16 protein-coding genes, 1 tRNA gene and 1 pseudogene are annotated in these 15,972 nt (G+C 71.2%); 10 read left to right on the top strand and 8 right to left on the bottom strand.

The genetic code is table 11. The features are described from left to right. Positions 1–56: 56 nt before the first annotated feature. From NO900_RS06515 to NO900_RS06500, 4 genes are all read left to right on the top strand, one after another. Positions 57–1,829: a thiamine pyrophosphate-binding protein gene (locus NO900_RS06515; protein WP_256408400.1), complete on the top strand. Its 1,773-nt coding sequence runs from the start codon at positions 57–59 to the stop codon at positions 1,827–1,829. 156 nt (positions 1,830–1,985) lie between these two features. Beyond that, positions 1,986–2,414 carry a hypothetical protein gene (locus NO900_RS06510; protein WP_256408399.1) on the top strand — a complete coding sequence of 143 codons (429 nt, stop codon included), beginning with the start codon at positions 1,986–1,988 and terminating at the stop codon, positions 2,412–2,414. Between the two features lie 107 nt (positions 2,415–2,521). Then, complete coding sequence (locus tag NO900_RS06505) at positions 2,522–3,592, top strand: Gfo/Idh/MocA family protein (protein WP_256408398.1); 1,071 nt, start codon at positions 2,522–2,524, stop codon at positions 3,590–3,592. Between the two features lie 108 nt (positions 3,593–3,700). Further along, positions 3,701–4,921 carry a DUF418 domain-containing protein gene (locus NO900_RS06500; RefSeq protein ID WP_256408397.1) on the top strand — a complete coding sequence of 407 codons (1,221 nt, stop codon included), beginning with the start codon at positions 3,701–3,703 and terminating at the stop codon, positions 4,919–4,921. A gap of 474 nt (positions 4,922–5,395) precedes the next feature. Here NO900_RS06500 and NO900_RS06495 read toward each other — a convergent pair whose 3' ends face one another. From NO900_RS06495 to NO900_RS06470, 6 genes are all read right to left on the bottom strand, one after another. Then, positions 5,396–6,115, bottom strand: coding sequence for a fumarylacetoacetate hydrolase family protein (locus NO900_RS06495; protein WP_256408396.1), 720 nt, complete (start codon positions 6,113–6,115; stop codon positions 5,396–5,398). Between the two features lie 54 nt (positions 6,116–6,169). Continuing rightward, a complete protein-coding gene (locus NO900_RS06490) occupies positions 6,170–6,622 on the bottom strand; it encodes a DUF8048 family protein (RefSeq protein WP_256408395.1) in 453 nt (150 codons plus the stop codon). Next, complete coding sequence (locus NO900_RS06485; protein ID WP_256408394.1) at positions 6,622–6,963, bottom strand: MoaD-like domain-containing protein; 342 nt, start codon at positions 6,961–6,963, stop codon at positions 6,622–6,624. The genes NO900_RS06490 and NO900_RS06485 overlap by 1 nt, the downstream gene beginning before the upstream one ends. Continuing rightward, positions 6,960–7,241 carry a ubiquitin-like small modifier protein 1 gene (locus NO900_RS06480; protein WP_256408393.1) on the bottom strand — a complete coding sequence of 94 codons (282 nt, stop codon included), beginning with the start codon at positions 7,239–7,241 and terminating at the stop codon, positions 6,960–6,962. Before NO900_RS06480 ends, NO900_RS06485 begins: the two co-directional genes overlap by 4 nt. Positions 7,242–7,384: 143 nt before the next feature. Next, positions 7,385–7,768, bottom strand: a complete 384-nt coding sequence (locus tag NO900_RS06475) for a DUF7971 family protein (RefSeq protein ID WP_256408392.1) — start codon at positions 7,766–7,768, stop codon at positions 7,385–7,387. A gap of 40 nt (positions 7,769–7,808) precedes the next feature. Continuing rightward, positions 7,809–8,807, bottom strand: coding sequence for a phosphate signaling complex PhoU family protein (locus NO900_RS06470; protein ID WP_256408391.1), 999 nt, complete (start codon positions 8,805–8,807; stop codon positions 7,809–7,811). 376 nt (positions 8,808–9,183) lie between these two features. Here NO900_RS06470 and NO900_RS06465 point away from each other — a divergent pair. From NO900_RS06465 to NO900_RS06455, 3 genes are all read left to right on the top strand, one after another. Continuing rightward, positions 9,184–9,294, top strand: a tRNA-Glu gene (locus tag NO900_RS06465). A 140-nt stretch (positions 9,295–9,434) separates the two neighbouring features. Next, positions 9,435–10,604 carry a cystathionine gamma-synthase gene (locus NO900_RS06460; protein ID WP_256408390.1) on the top strand — a complete coding sequence of 390 codons (1,170 nt, stop codon included), beginning with the start codon at positions 9,435–9,437 and terminating at the stop codon, positions 10,602–10,604. Between the two features lie 124 nt (positions 10,605–10,728). After that, a complete protein-coding gene (locus NO900_RS06455; protein ID WP_256408389.1) occupies positions 10,729–11,676 on the top strand; it encodes a D-2-hydroxyacid dehydrogenase in 948 nt (315 codons plus the stop codon). A gap of 78 nt (positions 11,677–11,754) precedes the next feature. On the opposite strand, the gene NO900_RS06450 is transcribed toward NO900_RS06455, so the two are convergent. After that, the gene (locus tag NO900_RS06450) at positions 11,755–12,321 is read right to left on the bottom strand and encodes a peptidylprolyl isomerase (RefSeq protein WP_256408388.1); all 567 of its coding nucleotides are present in this window, start codon (positions 12,319–12,321) and stop codon (positions 11,755–11,757) included. 161 nt (positions 12,322–12,482) lie between these two features. On the opposite strand from NO900_RS06450, the gene NO900_RS06445 reads away from it, so the two are divergent. Both NO900_RS06445 and truA read left to right on the top strand, forming a co-directional pair. Next, on the top strand, positions 12,483–13,037 hold the full coding sequence (locus tag NO900_RS06445) for a universal stress protein (RefSeq protein ID WP_256408387.1): 555 nt from the start codon (positions 12,483–12,485) through the stop codon (positions 13,035–13,037). Further along, a complete protein-coding gene (gene truA, locus NO900_RS06440) occupies positions 13,034–13,939 on the top strand; it encodes a tRNA pseudouridine(38-40) synthase TruA (RefSeq protein WP_256408386.1) in 906 nt (301 codons plus the stop codon). Before NO900_RS06445 ends, truA begins: the two co-directional genes overlap by 4 nt. A 113-nt stretch (positions 13,940–14,052) precedes the next feature. Here the strand turns inward: truA and NO900_RS06435 are convergent. Next, positions 14,053–14,565: pseudogene (locus NO900_RS06435) on the bottom strand (Rrf2 family transcriptional regulator); the annotation flags it as partial. A 418-nt stretch (positions 14,566–14,983) separates the two neighbouring features. On the opposite strand from NO900_RS06435, the gene nadE reads away from it, so the two are divergent. Continuing rightward, positions 14,984–15,946, top strand: a complete 963-nt coding sequence (nadE, locus tag NO900_RS06430) for an NAD(+) synthase (protein WP_256408385.1) — start codon at positions 14,984–14,986, stop codon at positions 15,944–15,946. Positions 15,947–15,972 lie beyond the last annotated feature (26 nt).

Here is a 15,972-nt window from a genome sequence, read left to right as displayed (position 1 = left end):
GGCGACCCCCGGCCCGCCGCCGAAGCTTTGAACACCCGCTCCGTCGACCTCGCGGTATGGACACCTCCGACTCCTCGGACGGGGCGGATCCGGGCGACTCCGATACCCCGACCGTCGCCGAGGCGGTCGTCGATCGGATGCTCGACCGCGGGGTCGACGTCGCCTTCGGGATCCCCGGGAAGCAGACGCTCCCGCTCAACCGGGCGCTCGCCGACCGCGACGCGCGGTTCGTCGTCGCGCGCCACGAGACGGCCGTCACCCACCAGGCGTGGGGGTACGCCGAGACGGGCGCGCCGGGCGCGATGGCGGCGACGGTCGTCGTCCCCGGCCCGGGCGACACCAACGCCATGAACGGGCTGAAGAACGCCCTGAACGACTGCGTCCCGCTCCTCCACCTCGCCGTCGAGACCGAACGCGAGGTGCGCGGCGGCGACGGGATTCACGAGACCCCGCCCGAGACGTACGACACGGTCGTCAAGGAGAACGTCCTCGTCGACTCGCCGGCGGGCGCGGTCCCCGCCGTCGCCGAGGCGATCCGCGTCGCCCGCGAACACCCGCAGGGCCCGGTTCGCGTCGGGATCCCGAAGGACGTCCTCGCGGGCCGCACGCCCCAGCCCGCGGTCGGGGAGCGAGAGCCGAGCCCGCCCCCGGCGCCACCGACCGAGGCCGTCGACCGCGCCGCGGAACTGCTCGCGGGGGCCGACGCGCCCGCGGTGCTCGCGGGCGGCGGGGTCCGGCGCGCCGGCGCGAGCGACGCGCTCCGATCGGTCGCGGAGGCGCTGGACGCCCCGGTCGCGACCACGTACAAGGGAAAAGGGACGCTGCCGGAGACGCACCCGCTCTCCGCGGGCGTCCTCTGTGGCGGGTCGAGCACCGAGCTCCGGGACCTGCTCGCCGCGGCCGACGTCGGACTCGTCGTCGGCTCCGACCTCGACGCGGTCGCGACCGCCTCGTGGTCGGCCCCGATGCCGGACCGGCTCGTCCACGTCACCCTCGACGGCGACGACATCGGGTTCGGCTACGAGGCGGATCTCGGCGTCGTCGCCGACGCGGACGCGTTCCTGCGGGCGCTCGCGGACCGAGTCGACGGTGGCGACGCGGCCGGCGCCTCGACGCCGACCGCGGAAGCGGGGGCCAGGGGGGCCGAGAGGGTCGACGGCGCCGAGCGCGCCCGAGCGGTCAGGTCGGCCGACGAGGCGCGGTTCTCGGCCCTCGCCGACGAGCGCACTCCCGACGAGCCGCTCCGGTCGGTCGAAGTCCTGCGGGAGGTCCGCGAGGCGCTCCCCGAGGAGACGGTCGTCGCGGCGGACGCGGGCGGGTTCCGGCTCTGGACGCTCGTCTCGTTCCCGGCGGCGGGCCCGCGGTCGTACGTCAACCCCGGGTCGTGGGCGACGATGGGGACCGGTCTCCCCTCGGCGATCGGCGCGAAGCTCGCGAACCCCGACCACGACGCCGTCGCGCTCACCGGCGACGGCGGGCTCATGATGTGCGTCCACGAACTGCATACGCTCGCCGCGGAGGGGATCGACGTCACCGTGGTCGCGCTCAACAACGACGACTACGCGATCATCAGCGAGGAGGCGTCGCGCTCGTACGGCTTCCCCGAAGGCGCGTACGGCTGGGGGGAGACCGGGCTCGACCTCGTCGCCGTCGCGTCCGGGATGGGCGTCCCCGCGGAGCGCGTGACCGACCGCGACGCGGTCGCGGACGCCGTCGACGCCGCCCGCCGCCGCGACGGCCCCGCGCTCGTCGAGGTCGTCACGGACCCGACGGAGCCGCAGGCGAGCGAGTGGATGACCCGGGATCCGGTCCCCGGTGAGGGGCGGTGAGCGGGAGGTCCTCGGGGCCGGTCCTCCGCGGCGGGGACTGCGACCGGTGTCTCACGGGACGCGACCGAACGTTCGCGCGCCGCGACCGAACGTTTCACGCGCCGCGTTTCGGGTATCTGAAGCGAGATATATACGGGCCGAGGGGCGAGATCCGGTATGCGCAATCCGTGGGTCCACGACGACGTGCCGGGAGCCGCCGACTCCGGGTATGGGGGGCGGGTGCGGCTGCTCGGGGCGATCGTCTGGGGGACGCTGCTGCTCGGGGTCGGGGGGACCGCGCTCCTCATGGGGACCGGGACGGTCGAACTGGCGCTCGCGGCGCCGCTGCGCTCGGCCGTCACCTACGCCGTCGCCGGGGCGGTACTGGTGCTGCTGTTCCCCCTCGTCGTGCGGCTGCTCGCGGTGTCGCGACTGCTCGCGGCGGTCTCGTTGCTCGCCGGCGGATGGCTGGTCGGCGGCTTCGTCTGGAGCCGCGAGTCCGACCGAATTCGACGGCTCGCGCCGGGCGACGGAGCTCTCGGAGGCGGCGCGGAGTCGCTCGACGGGGTGATCGAGCTGATCGACGCGCTCCTCGCCCTCCTCTGAGCCGCGGTCGCCCGGCGGCCGAACACGGCCTAGCGTTCCGCCGGGAGTCGAAATCGCGCCGTGCGCCGGAGCGTGAACCTTAACAACTTTCGTTGTGAATCCGAGTTATGACTCACGCGAACGACGTCGCCGTCGGGATCGTCGGCCTCGGCGGGATCGGGACCCACCACGCGACGAAGCTGACCGAGCGCGGCGCGGACCTCGTCGGCGGTATGGACATCGACCCCGACGCCCGGCGTCGGTTCCACGAGGAGTTCGGCGTCCACGCCCACGAGAGCGAGGAAGCCCTCTACGAGGAGTGCGACGCCGTCCTGATCACGACGCCGAACCGCTTTCACGAGGAGTACGCCGTCTCGGCGCTCGAGGCCGGCCTCGACGTGCTCCTGGAGAAGCCGCTCGCGCACACGGTCGAGAGCGCGGAGCGCATCGCCGCGGCCGCCCGCGACGCCGAGGGGTTCTGCATGGTCGGGTTCAACAACCGGTTCGCGGAGCCGGTCCGGGTGATCAAGGGGTACCAGGAGGAGGGGCGGTTCGGCGAGACGACGCACGTCGAGGCGAACTACGTCCGGCGCCGCGGGGTCCCCGGTCGCGGCTCGTGGTTCACCTCCGGCGAGGTCGCCGGCGGCGGCGCCCTCATCGACATCGGCGTCCACGCGATCGACCTGGCGCTGTACTTCCTCGACCACCCGGAGATCGTCGAGGTGTCGGGCGAGACGCGCTCGGAGTTCGGGGGGCGCGACGACTACGCGTACGTCCACATGTGGGGCGACGACGACGGGGCCGAGGGGTTCGACGTGGAGGACTCCGCGTCGGCGTTCCTCCGCGACGCCGACGGCAACACGGTCTCGCTGGAGGTCGCCTGGGCGACGAACCGCCCGACGAACGACGAGTTCGTGATCCGCGGGACCGAGGCGGGCGCGACGTTCGACCGCGGCAGCGACGAGCTCACGATCCACGAGGCGCGCGCGTTCGACGGCGACCGGCACCACTTCTCCGACACCGAGATAGCGACCCGCGAGGGCGACGCCCACGCCGCCGAGCAGGCGACGTTCCTCGACGCGGTCGCGGCGGGCGAGGCGCCCGAGATCAACACGGTCGACGAGGCGCTCTCCGTCCAGCGCGTCATCGACGCGATCTACCGGTCCTCCGAGCGCGGCGAGGCCGTCCGCCTGGACTGAGCGGGTCGCGTCCCGGTCCGGCGTGCGGCCGCTCCGCCCTGCGGTCGTCCCGCGGTCCGCGCCTATCCGAACCTATTCGGTCCTCCGGTCCCTCCTCGGAACCAATCCGTGACACGCGACGCCGGCCCGACGCCGCCCTCCGAACGGATCGTCAGCCTCGACGCGCTCAGAGGGTTCGCCCTCCTCGGAATCCTGGTCATCAACGTCTGGGTGTTCGCGATGCCGGAGGCGTCGCTGCTGAACCCCACCGTCTACGCCGACGGGGCCGTCTACGGCGATTTCACCGGCGCGAACTACTGGGCGTGGTTCGCCGGCCACGTGTTCGCGCAGTCGAAGCTCATCACGCTGTTCTCGGCGCTGTTCGGCGCCGGAATCCTCCTGTTCGTCGAGAGCAAGGAGGAGAAGGGCCAGGACGCGGTCCGGCTCCACTACCGCCGGACCGCGGTCCTCATCGCGATCGGGCTCATGCACGCCTACCTGCTGTGGTACGGCGACATCCTCGTCGCCTACGGCTTCACCGGGCTGTTCCTGATCGCGCTCCGCGACTGGGAGGCGAAACAGCTCGCGGCACTCGGCGTGGTCTTCCTCCTGTTCGTCCCGGCCACCGAGCTGTTCGCCGCCGTCAGCATCGGCGGCGACGCGATCGCGGCGCAGTGGGCGCCGAGCGAGGCCGCGCTGCGTCAGGAGGTGGCGACCTACCGGGGCGGCTGGCTGGAGCAGATGGACCACCGCGTCGACGCCTCCCTCCAGCGGCAGACGACCGGCTTCATCGGCTCCAGCTTCTGGCGCGTCGGCGGCGTGATGCTGCTCGGGATGGCCCTGTATCGCTGGGGCGTGCTGACCGGCGAGCGCTCGGCGCGGGTGTATAAGGGACTCGTCGCCGGCGGCGTCGTCGGCGTCGCGGTCGTCGTCGCCGGCGTCGCCTACATCGAGGCCAACGACTGGAGCGCGGGCGCGGCGCTGTACTGGCGCCAGTTCAACTACTGGGGGAGCCTCCTCGTCGCCGGCGGCTACCTCGGGCTCGTCACGCTGTACGCGAAGCGACGCCCGGACGGCCCGGTGACGCGGACCTTCGCCGCGGTCGGCCGGACCGCCTTCACCAATTACCTGCTCCAGACCGTGCTCGCGACCTCGATCTTCTACGGCCACGGCCTCGGCCTGTTCGGGTCCGTGACCCGCGTCGAGCAGTACGGGATCGTCCTGGCGATCTGGGTCGTGCAGGTGGTGTTGTCCGTGGCGTGGCTCAGGCGCTATCGGTTCGGCCCCGTCGAGTGGGTCTGGCGGACGCTGACGTACGGGGAGAAACAGCCGTTGAAGAATCCGGACTAATCGAATTCCGCGGGTCCCCCTTTTCTCGGTTCACTCGTAATCAGTTTATATTTCGTTGCCGTCGCTGGCACGACTAGCCTCTCCGACTCTCCGGCGGCTCGCTTGTAATACTCCAACACAGATCGACGGTGAAGGCCTCCAAAGCCCCAGCCGCTCGGTTATAATCGCTCACTGAGAGATCGTCGGCGAACACCTCCAAAGCCCCAGCCGCGTGGGGCACGCACGCTCGCTGCGCTCCTCGGTCGCTCACTCCGTTCGCTCCCTGCGGTGCTTGCGTCGCCTCCGTGCCCCACGCGGCTGCCCCTTTGAGTCCCACCCAACCGCACAGCACCGCACCTCACACCTCCCCAGCCTCGTCGCTGGCACCCTCCGCTTCGCTTCGGGAGCCAGCGACTCCCTCGCGCGCGCTCTTCGCGCCCGGTGGGCGCTCAGAGGCACGCGCCACCGCACGCTCGTTTGAAAATAAACCGTCAGTTACGCCTCGTCAATCACCTGATTCGACAGCGTCCCGACGCCCTCGTAGGTGATATCGACGCGCTCGCCGGGCTCGACGAGCCCCGGGTTCGCCGGGCTGCCGAAGGCGACGCAGTCGCCGGGTTCGAACGTGAACCGCTCGGAGAGGTACGAGACGATCTCGTGGGGGCCGAACAGCATCAGCTCGGTGTTCGCGTCCTGGCGCTGCTCGCCGCCGACCGTCGTCGAGATGTCGAGGTTCGTCGGGTCGACGTCGGTCTCGATCCACGGGCCGAGGGGCCCGGAGCCGTCGAACGCCTTCCGCGCGGTCCGGCCCTGCTGGTCGAGCGCGTCGACGTCGTTCATGATCGTGTACCCGCGGACGACATCTGGAACGTCCTCCGGATCGAGGTCCCGACAGCGCTCGTCGACGACGGCGACCAGCTCGCCGGCGTACGTCAGCTCGTCGGTCCACTCGGGGTACGCGATCGGCTCGCCGTGCGCGAGCAGGCTCGCCGGCGGCTTGACGAAGAAGTCGGGCTCCTCGGGGCGCTCGTACTCCATCTGGTCGAGGGTCTCGGCGTAGTTCCGCCCGACGCAGTAGAGCGCGCTCGGGTCGCAGGGCGGGAGGAGCCGCCCGTCGCGACCGACCTCGTAGCGGCCGTCGTCGGCGACGATCGTCCCGTCCTCGTAGCGTCCGGAGACCGGTCCGTCCGGCGTGAGCAGGCGTGCGAGTCGCATGGCGGCACGTCCGCGCGGGGCGCCGAAAAGGCGTCGGTCGCGGCCGGTCGGTGGTCACGCCTCGTCGCGGTCGGTCTCACCCGGGGCGTCGTCGCGCTCGCCGCCGTCGACGCCGATCACGACGCCCGACCGGATCTCCAGCGCGGTCTCGAACTCCTCGCGCGTCGTCCGGCCCGACCCGGCGCGCTCGACCGCCGTCTCGTGGGCGCGGGCGACGGCGTCGCGCTCGCGGTCCGTGAGCCCGAGCCGCTCTCCGACGCCCGCCCAGTGGTCGGGCTCCACGAGGAACGTCTCGCGCTCCGGCTCGACCGCGATGCGCTCGTACCGCCGGCGGTAGTCGTCGATCCGCGGCCCGAGGTCCGCCTGCACGCGGGCGAGGAGGGCGGGGAGCCGCTCGGCGGGGACGCTCGCGAGCGCCGCCGTCTTCACCAGCGCGGTGCCGTCGATCGGGTACCCGTCGGCGGGCGCGGCCGACCCCGCGCCCGGCCGTCCCTCGTCGTCTGTCATCAGCCGCCGGCTCGCATCGCCTTCTGCCGGTACTTCGGGAGGAGCTCCGCGAGCGCCTCCGGGTCGCCGACGAACGCCGCGGTCACCTCGGTGAGCCGGATCGCGGCCGCGGCCGTCACTGTCTCCGCACTGAGCGCGACGCGCCACCCGTCGCCGTCCACGCGGGTCGCCTCCGCCGGGTCGTCCGTCCCGACGAGCTCGCCGCCGAGGTTGACGAGGTAGTGGGCCGCCAGCCGTCGCGAGATCCCGCGGTAGACGACCGTCTCGCGCTCCCAGCCCGCCTCCGCGGGCGGGAAGTCGACCGCGGCCTCGGCGCCGTCCACGTCCCCGTCGGCGGTCATGCGCCGCCCGCCACCGGCGGGAACACCGAGAGGCGGTCGCCGTCCTCCAGCGTCGTCTCCAACCCGTCGAGGTGGAGCACCTCGCGGCCGTTCTTCAACACGTTGATCTGCGGGGCGAGACCGCCGTCGACGATGAGCCGACCGGCCATCTCCTCGTACTCCGACTCCAGCTCCAGTAACACCTCGCCGACGCTCGACCCGTCGGCGAACTCCGACTCGACGACCTTCCCGCCGGCGGCCTCGCGAAACGTCGCGAAGAACCGCAGTTCCAGTTCCATACGCGTGTATCGGGCGCCCGCGGGTTAAAAAGAGGCGGCCGCGGATATCGCTGCGGCCCCGAGCCGGAACGTCCAGGTCAAATCGGCTCCGAGGTCGGATCGGTCCCGGGGTCGGATCGACCCCGCGGAACGCGGCGAACCGCCTACAGGTCCGACAGCCGGATCCCGTCCTCGACGAGCCGGAAGTTACGCTCGCGGCCCAGCTCGTCGCCGAGCCACTCGTGCTCGTACAGCTGGCCGATCAGCTCCACGTAGAGGTTCCGCCACGCGATCGCGTAGATGGGCGACTGGCCCCAGGCGCGCAGTTCGGGCACGAACTCGTGGTACGTGCTCGCCTGCGACTCCATCCGCTCGACCGCGTCGGCGACCACCTCGGCCGCCTCGGCCGGCTCGGCGCCCTCGATCTCCTCGTTGATCCGCGACTGGATCCCGGCGATGGCGCGCCGCATGTCCTGCTCGGCGGTGCCGTCCTCCTCCGGCAGCGACTCGACGACTCCCCGCGGCACTCCGAGTTCTATCTCAGGCATGCGCGAGGCTCGGGACGGGACGGTGAAAAACCCACCCGACTCACGGCGTCGGCGCGGCCTTCTGGAGGGCCGTCTCGGCGACGTTGCCGCCGTAGTCGGCCGACCGGAGCACGGAGTCGACGACGAGCCCGAGCAGCTGCGCGCGGGCCGGGTCCAGGTCGCGGAGGAGCTCGTCGATGGCGCGGACGCGCTCGTCGATCGCCCTGACGCCGGTGCGCGCCTCGTTCGCGAGCCGCGTCGCCTCGTCGCTCTCGTCGGCGAACAGCGCGTCCATCGCGGTGTCGATCACCTCGACCGCGTCGGCGTGGAGCCCGTTGACCGCCTCGACGACCTCGTCGGGGAGCGGCTCCTCGATGTTGAGCGTCAGGTGGCCGATCTTCGTCGCGTGGTCGCCGATCCGCTCCAACTGGCGGGCGCTGGAGTGGTAGTCGAAACACTCCTCGCGCGGGAGCCCGAGCTCCTCGGCCGCCTTCGGCGTGCGCAGCGTCGCCCGGAAGATCCGGGAGACGACGAGCCACAGCCGGTCGAGGTCGTCGTCGCGACCGATCACGTCCCGGGCGAGGTCGTGGTCGAGCTCGGAGAGCGCGGCGAGCGCGTCCTCCAGCATCGACAGCGAGATCAGCCGCATCCGGGTGACGGCGTTGTGGATCGACAGCTCGGAGGAGTCGAGCAGGTCCTGAATGACGACGCGGTCGCGGGTCTCCTCTAACACCTCCAGCCCGACGAGGCTCTGGACCGCCTCGCGGATCGTGGAGCGCTGCTCGGTGGTGATCTCGACGCCCTCCAGCTCGATGACGTCGAACCCGCTGACGTACATCGTGGTCACCGCGCGCATGAGCGCCTGCCCCGAGAGGTCGGTGACGTCGAGGCTCCCGCGGGTGCGCTCCTCCTCCGACCGCGGCGTGAGGAACAGCGAGTCGCCGTCGGGGAAGAACTCGATCTCGGTGCCGGCCTCCACGTCGTTCTCGGTCGCCCACGTCTTCGGGATCGAGACGGTGTACGTCGAGCCGCCGGTGACCTGCACCTTCCTCGTTTCCATAGCTCGGTATCACACACGATCTCACTTAAATGTATCCAAAATATATACCCCAAGTACGACCCAGTGAAAGCCCTCAAACCCTTATTTCGCGCGTTTCGGGTCTGATCTGAGGGATTGATTCGGATCTGATCGGGTCAAATTGATGAGTTTATATAGTTCTATATATCAAAAATAGTTCGATCTCTCGCACCCGATTGACGGGGTTCGAAGGCGTTCGTCGGGGTCGACGCTCCGGGTCGTTCAACGGGGTTGACGCTCCGAATCGTTCGGCGGGCGCTCCGATCCTGCGGATCGTGCGACCGGCCCTCCGCCGACGACTCCCACACCGGCGGGAGTTAAGAAGAGTTAAATCGGACGCGACGTAAGCGTCGCTTACGCTCGGTTGGTGTAGTCCGGCCAATCATGTTGGCCTTTCGACGGACGCGGCGCGACGGCGCGCCGGTTCGGAAGTCAGCCGACGACCAGGGTTCAAATCCCTGACCGAGCACTTCTCGCGGATCCGCGTCGCCAGCGGCGGCGCCGTTCTCGCGGCCTCCGTCCCGGTGTTCCCACGGCCTCCGCTCCGACGTTTTCGCGACGTCCTCTCCGAAGGGGAAGAATCACGGCGCTCGGCGACGACGCCCGGGTATGAGCGACCAGTCCGACGACCCTCGTTTCGAGACCCGCGCGATCCACGCCGGCCAGGAGCCGGACCCCGAGACCGGCGCGCTGATGACGCCGATCCACGCGAACTCCACGTACGAGCAGGACGCGCCGGGCGACCACCGCGGGTACGAGTACAGCCGAACCGGGAACCCGACCCGGACCGACCTGGAGGCGAACCTCGCGTCGCTGGAGTCGGGGAGTCACGCGCGCTGCTTCTCGTCGGGGATGGGAGCGATAAACACCGTCCTGAACCTGTTGTCCGCGGGCGACCACGTCGTCGCCGGCGACGACGTGTACGGCGGCACCCACCGCATCCTCACGCAGGTGTACGACGAGTACGACGTCGACACCAGCTTCGTCGACACCACCGACCACGACACGGTCCGGGACGCGATGCGCGAGGAGACGGAGCTGGTGTGGGTCGAGACGCCGACGAACCCCCTGATGAACGTCAACGACATCGGGGCGCTCGCGGAGATCGCCCACGCGAACGACGCGCTCTGCGCGGTCGACAACACGTTCGCGACCCCCTATCTCCAGCGCCCGCTCGAACACGGTGCCGACATCGTCTGCCAGTCCCTGACGAAGTACCTCGGGGGCCACTCCGACACGATCGGCGGCGCGCTGATCGTGGACGACGACGGGCTCGACGAGCGGCTCGGCTTCTACCAGAACTCGGTGGGCGCGACCCCCGGCCCGTTCGACGCCTTCCTCGTGCTCCGGGGGACGAAGACGCTCCCGGTGCGGATGGACCGCCACTGCGAGAACGCGGCGGCGCTGGCGGAGTGGCTGGAGTCGCACGACGACGTGAGCCGCGTCTACTACCCCGGGCTGGAGAGCCACCCGGACCACGAGCTCGCGGCCGAGCAGATGGACGCGTTCGGCGGCATGCTCTCCTTCGAGTTCGACGGCACCCTCGACCAGGCCTCGACCGTCGTGAGCGAGACGGAGGTGTTCACGCTCGCGGAGTCGCTCGGCGGCGTCGAGAGCCTCATCGAGCAGCCGGCCGCAATGACCCACGCCGCGATCCCGCGCGAGGAGCGCCTCGCGGCGGGGCTCACGGACGGGCTCGTCCGCGTCTCCGTCGGGCTCGAACACGTCGACGACATGACGGCCGACCTGCAGGCCGCGTTCGACGCGGCGCTGGAGTAGCCGAGAGCCGGAACGAGCAGAGGGGGCCGACCTCGCCGGAGCGCCGGCTGCCGCCTCGCGCGCCGAATCCGGCACCCCTCGCCGCACGGGCACTCTTTATAACCGTCGCGCCGAGTCACCCGCCATGAGCGACCCAGACGTACTCGTGTTGCGGCAGACGATCCACGGATCGGACGCGTCGGACCTCGCCGCGTCGCTCCGCGAGCGGCTCCCGGACCGCGACGTCGCGCTGGCGCGGACGCCGGCGGAGGAGCGGGAGCTGATCGCGACCGCCCGCGTCGCGGTCGGGCTCGACATCGACGAGGAGCTGCTGGCCGCGGCCGAGGAGCTGGAGCTGTTCGCCTGCGTGTTCGCCGGGACCGGGCACCTCCCGCGCGACGCACTCGCAGGCCGCGGCGTCGCCGTGACCAACGCCTCGGGCGTACATAAGCCCAACATCGCGGAGTACGTCCTCGGCTCGATGATCACCCACGCCCGGCAGTGGCCGCGCGCGCAGCGCCAGAAGGCGGAGCGGGAGTGGCGCACCTACGAGACGACCGAGGTGTACGGCTCGACGGTCGCCGTCGTCGGGCTCGGCGCCATCGGGCAGGCGATCCTCGACCGGCTGGAGCCGTTCGACGTCGAGGCGGTCGGCGTCCGGTACTCCCCGGAGAAGGGCGGCCCGGCCGACGCGGTGTACGGCTTCGACGAGTTCCACGAGGCGGTCGCCGACGCGGAGTACGTGGTGCTCGCGTGTCCGCTCACCGAGACGACGCGGGGGCTCGTCGACGCCGACGCGCTCAAGACGATGCGCGCCGACGCCGTGCTCGTCAACATCGCGCGCGGCCCGATCGTCGACACCGACGCGCTCGTCTCGTCGCTCCGGAACAGCCGGATCCGCGGCGCCGCGCTCGACGTGACCGACCCCGAGCCGCTCCCCGAGGACCACCCGCTGTGGGGGCTCGGGAACGTCACGATCACCCCGCACAACGCGGGCCACACCCCACACTACTACGACCGCGTCGCCGAGATCCTCGCCGGCAACCTCGACCGGCTCGACGGCGGTGCGGAGCTGGAGAATCAGGTGATATAAACCCGGGACGACGGACCGCGTAGTCGCCGGTTCGGGTCGCGTCCGGGCTCGACTCGTCGACGGTGACGCCCCGCTCGTCTACTCGTCGACGGCGACCTGTTCGATCTCGACCGTATCGCGGGGCTCGTCGTTGCGACCGGTCGGCACCGAGCCGATCTCCTCGACCACGTCCATCCCGTCGACGACCTGGCCGAAGACGGCGTGCTTCCCGTCCAGGTGCGGGGTCGCGTCCAGCGTGATGAAGAACTGCGAGCCGTTCGTGTCCGGGCCGGAGTTCGCCATCGAGAGGATCCCCGGGCCGTCGTGGGTCAGGTCGTCGTGGAACTCGTCGTCGAACTGGTAGCCGGGGCCGCCGCGACCGTTCTCCTGCGGGTCGCCGCCCTGGATCATGAACCCCTCGATGACGCGGTGGAAGACGTTCCCCTCGTACAGCGAGTCGCCGCGGACCTCGCCGGTCTCGGGGTCCTCCCACGTGTTCGTGCCGCGCGCGGGGTCGGCGTCCGCGGCGGGGTCGTGGCGAGCCAGTCCGAGGAAGTTCTCGACCGTCTTCGGGGCCCGGTCGGCGAACAGCTCGACGACGACGTCGCCGTGGTTGGTGTGGAGCGTCACCTGCGGGTTGTCGGGGTTGGAAACCTCTCGTGCCATGTGGCCTCGGAGGGACGCGCGTCGGAAAACCCTGCCCATCCGCGTCGTCGCGGGCGCCGTCGGGCGCCCGAGTCGGCCGTCCGGCCTCGGCCTGCGACGGCGGCCTCCCGAACGGCTCTCCGGCCGGTATCGTTTTGCACCCGGCCCGAGCAGTATCGCGTATGTACGACGACATCCTCCTCCCCGTCGCGCCCGGCGGCGAGGCGAACGACGCGGTCCCGCACGCGGCCAGCCTCGCCGAGCGCTACGACGCGACCGTCCACGTCGTGAGCGCGGTCGACACGGTCGCCCGGACGCTCCGCGGGCCGCAGGCCGGCGCCTTCGCCGAGCGCGTCGAGTCCGCGGCCCAGGAGCGCGTCGAGGCGGTCACCGCCGAGCTGGAGGCCGCCGGCGTCGACGCCGTCGGCGACCTCCGGCAGGGCGAGCCGGTCGACGTCATCGAGAACGCCATCGCGGACGCGGGCGCCGACATCGTCGTGATGCCGAGCCACGCTCGCAGCGGTCTCCGGCGCGTCCTCCTCGGGAGCGTCACCGAGAAGGTGGTCCGGGTCTCCCCCGTCCCCGTGGTCACCGTGCCGATGACTGACGAGGGGGACGAGCCGGTGACGCGAGAGGACGACGAGGCGATGTCGCGGGAGGACGACGAAGCGACGTCGCGAGAGGAGGACGAGGCGGCGACGCGGGAAGACGACGAGACGGCGGACGACGAGGCGTGACGACGACCCGCGCGTTCCGGGTCGCGTACGACGGCCGGGAGTACGCCGGCTTCCAGCGACAGCCCCACGCGACGACCGTCGAGGGGACCCTCCTCCGAGCGCTCGCCGAGCACGGGGTCATCGACCGCGGCGACGGGCCGACGCACGCGACGCCGCCCGGGTACGCCGCGGCGGGACGCACCGACGCCGGGGTCTCCGCCGTCGCGCAGACGGTCGCGTTCGAGGCGCCGGCGTGGCTCACCCCCCGGGCGTTCAACGGCCACCTCCCCGGCCCGGTGCGGGTCTGGGCGGCCGCCGACGTCCCGGACGGGTTCCACGCGACCCACGACGCGACCCGGCGGACGTACCGGTACCACCTCTACGCGCCCGAGGAGGAAACCCCCGAGGCGGACCCGCGTCACGCCGTGAACGACGACCGGGCTCGCGACGCCCTCGACCGGCTCTCGGGCCGTCACGACTTCCACAACCTGACGAGCGACGACGCGGGGACCGTGCGGGACCTGACCGCGAGCGCGACGCGGGAGGGGGACCTCCTCGTGATCGAGGTCGCCGCCGGCGGCTTCCCGCGCGCGCTCGTCCGGCGGCTCGTCGCCGCGGTCCGGGCGGTCGGCCGGGGACGCACCGAGCCGGCCCGGATCGACCGGCTGCTCGACCCGGAGCCCGTGCCGGGCGAGATCGGCGTCGGCCCGGCGCCGCCCGAGCCGCTGGTGCTGTGGGACGTCGCGTACGAGGGCGTCGCCTTCGACGTCGACCGGGAGGCCGCCGAGAGCGCCCGCGTCGCGTTCGGCGAGCGGTACCGGACGGCCCGTCACGTCGCCGCGGCGACGGGAGCGATCCGCGACCGGATCGCGACGGGGCGCGGGAGAGCGACCCCGGAGCGACGCGACGGCGACACCTCCTAGTCGGCCGCGCTCGCGTTGGCCGCGTCGGTCGGGTCAGTCGGGTCGGTCGCGTCGGCCGCGTCAGTCGAGTCGGTCGCGTCGGCCGCGTCAGTCGAGTCGGGCCCGTCGGTCGGGGGCGTCTCCATCCCGTCGACCCGCAACAGGAGCGTGTTGCCGTCGACGTTCGTGGCGTCGACGGTCCCCGAGATCCGGAGCCTCGCGGCCGGCGTCGGCCCCGCGGTGACGCGGTCGCCGGCGTCGAAGGGACCGACCGGCCCGCGGATCACGAGCTCCGCGCGACAGAGCTCGGGGTCGGCGACGTTGGAGAGGTCGATCTCCTCGACGTTCACCCCCTCCACTGGGTCGCCGTCGACCGCGACGGGCGTGGTCTCGGCGTCGTCCATCCGCTCGACGCCGAGCGCGTCGTAGGCGCCGTCGGTGGGGACGTACCCGCCCTCGGGGCCCGGGACCCCCTCGACCAACCGGAGGTCGCGGAGGCTCTGCATCCGGTTCCGAACCGTGCCGGGGTTCCGGTCGATCGACTCGGCGATCTCCCTCCCGGACACCGGCCGGTCGGCGTTCTCCGCGAGGTTTACGAGCGCGGTCAACACGCGTTCCTGACTCGACGTGAGCTCTATCGTCGTCATACGCGAAGTAACAATACTAAGACGAATAAACGTTTGCTTCTACGCACCTTATACTCTTGATACGGTTCGAAATGACTTTATAATTTAGCGTACATCCGCAATTTTTCTATGAGTTTGTATAGAACACAAATTACTTCTAGTGTGCGCGGGAGGGAGAAACGAATATAGTATTATAATCGGTTTTTATATACATACCAGTAGCTATTTTCGAAACGTGTGCCGATACACCGTGAAATACGCATAATACCTTATACAGTTGGTACCGTGAGTATTTATCCGTCCGTTCGGAAGCGCCGCGTAGATATGAACCGTCGAACCGGCGATCGACCGCGACCGCGGCGTCGCCGACCCGCGGTACCGGCTCCCGTCTCCCGGCGGAATCGCGAGGCAACGGCTCGACCGAACGAGGTCCGGAGCGATGAGTGAGCGCGGATCGCCCGCCTTCGACGGCGACGCGCTGGAGGAGCGCGCCGCGGGCGGGATCCGGTCGGACGCCGCCGAAGACGCGACCGCGACCGGCGAGGCGACCGAGCGCGGAGCGGCCCCCGGCGAACCGACCGCCGACGCCGTCCTCGATCCGCGCGACCCCGGCGACGAGCGCGAACGGGTCCGTTCGTTCGTCGAATCGGCCGTCGCGGCCGCCGGCGCCGACGGGGTCGTCGTCAACATGAGCGGCGGGCTCGACTCCACGGTGACGGCGGCGCTCGCCGTCGAGGCGCTCGGTCCCGACCGCGTCTACGGCCTGATCCTGCCGTGTAACAAGGTCGGCGCGCACCACGCCCGCGACGCGGAGGCGCTCGCGGGCGCGCTCGGGATCGACCACGACACGGTCCACCTCCACTCGCTGTTCGCGCAGTTCGGCGCCGTCGCGCCCGATCGCTTCGACCTCCACGACGAGCCGGTATTGTCCGGTAACGCGGTCGCGCGCCTCCGGATGACGCTCGCGTACCTCGCCGCCAACGCGACGGACCGGCTCGTCTGCGGCACGGCCAACCGGAGCGAGCTGCTGCTCGGCTACTTCACCAAACACGGCGACGGCGGCGCCGATATGCACCCGATCGGACACCTGTACAAGACCGAGGTCCGCGCCCTCGCGGCCGAGCTCGACGTCCCCGAGTTCGTCGTCGAGAAGCCGCCGACCGCCGGGTTCCTCCCCGGCCAGCGCGACGCCGACGACCTCGGCGCCCCGTACGAGGTCATCGACCGCGTGCTCCGGCTCGGGGTCGACCGCGGGCTCGACGCCGCGACGATCGCGGCCCGGCTGTCGGGAGGCGAGTCCCTCGACGTCGACGAGGAGACTGCCGCCGACCTGCTCGCGCGACACCGGGCCGCGGCCCACAAGCGGACGACGCCCGACGTGCCGACCGGACGCGGCCGGTGACGTCCCGTCCCGTCGACCTCGTGGGA

This window comes from Halorubrum rutilum, assembly GCF_024494565.1.
Note: the sequence above shows the minus strand (reverse complement) of the source record. Positions and strands in the feature narration are given on the sequence as shown.

Excerpts from the sequence above, each read along its gene's own strand:
- NO900_RS06485 (WP_256408394.1), bottom strand. The coding sequence starts at position 6,963 with ATGACCGCCGACGGGGACGTGGACGGCGCCGAGGCCGCGGTCGACTTC.
- NO900_RS06445 (WP_256408387.1), top strand. The coding sequence starts at position 12,483 with ATGTACGACGACATCCTCCTCCCCGTCGCGCCCGGCGGCGAGGCGAAC.
- nadE (WP_256408385.1), top strand. The coding sequence starts at position 14,984 with ATGAGTGAGCGCGGATCGCCCGCCTTCGACGGCGACGCGCTGGAGGAG.
- NO900_RS06505 (WP_256408398.1), top strand. The coding sequence starts at position 2,522 with ATGACTCACGCGAACGACGTCGCCGTCGGGATCGTCGGCCTCGGCGGG.
- NO900_RS06480 (WP_256408393.1), bottom strand. The coding sequence starts at position 7,241 with ATGGAACTGGAACTGCGGTTCTTCGCGACGTTTCGCGAGGCCGCCGGC.
- NO900_RS06455 (WP_256408389.1), top strand. The coding sequence starts at position 10,729 with ATGAGCGACCCAGACGTACTCGTGTTGCGGCAGACGATCCACGGATCG.
- NO900_RS06460 (WP_256408390.1), top strand. The coding sequence starts at position 9,435 with ATGAGCGACCAGTCCGACGACCCTCGTTTCGAGACCCGCGCGATCCAC.
- NO900_RS06490 (WP_256408395.1), bottom strand. The coding sequence starts at position 6,622 with ATGACAGACGACGAGGGACGGCCGGGCGCGGGGTCGGCCGCGCCCGCC.
- NO900_RS06450 (WP_256408388.1), bottom strand. The coding sequence starts at position 12,321 with ATGGCACGAGAGGTTTCCAACCCCGACAACCCGCAGGTGACGCTCCAC.
- NO900_RS06470 (WP_256408391.1), bottom strand. The coding sequence starts at position 8,807 with ATGGAAACGAGGAAGGTGCAGGTCACCGGCGGCTCGACGTACACCGTC.
- NO900_RS06495 (WP_256408396.1), bottom strand. The coding sequence starts at position 6,115 with ATGCGACTCGCACGCCTGCTCACGCCGGACGGACCGGTCTCCGGACGC.
- NO900_RS06510 (WP_256408399.1), top strand. The coding sequence starts at position 1,986 with ATGCGCAATCCGTGGGTCCACGACGACGTGCCGGGAGCCGCCGACTCC.
- NO900_RS06515 (WP_256408400.1), top strand. The coding sequence starts at position 57 with ATGGACACCTCCGACTCCTCGGACGGGGCGGATCCGGGCGACTCCGAT.
- NO900_RS06475 (WP_256408392.1), bottom strand. The coding sequence starts at position 7,768 with ATGCCTGAGATAGAACTCGGAGTGCCGCGGGGAGTCGTCGAGTCGCTG.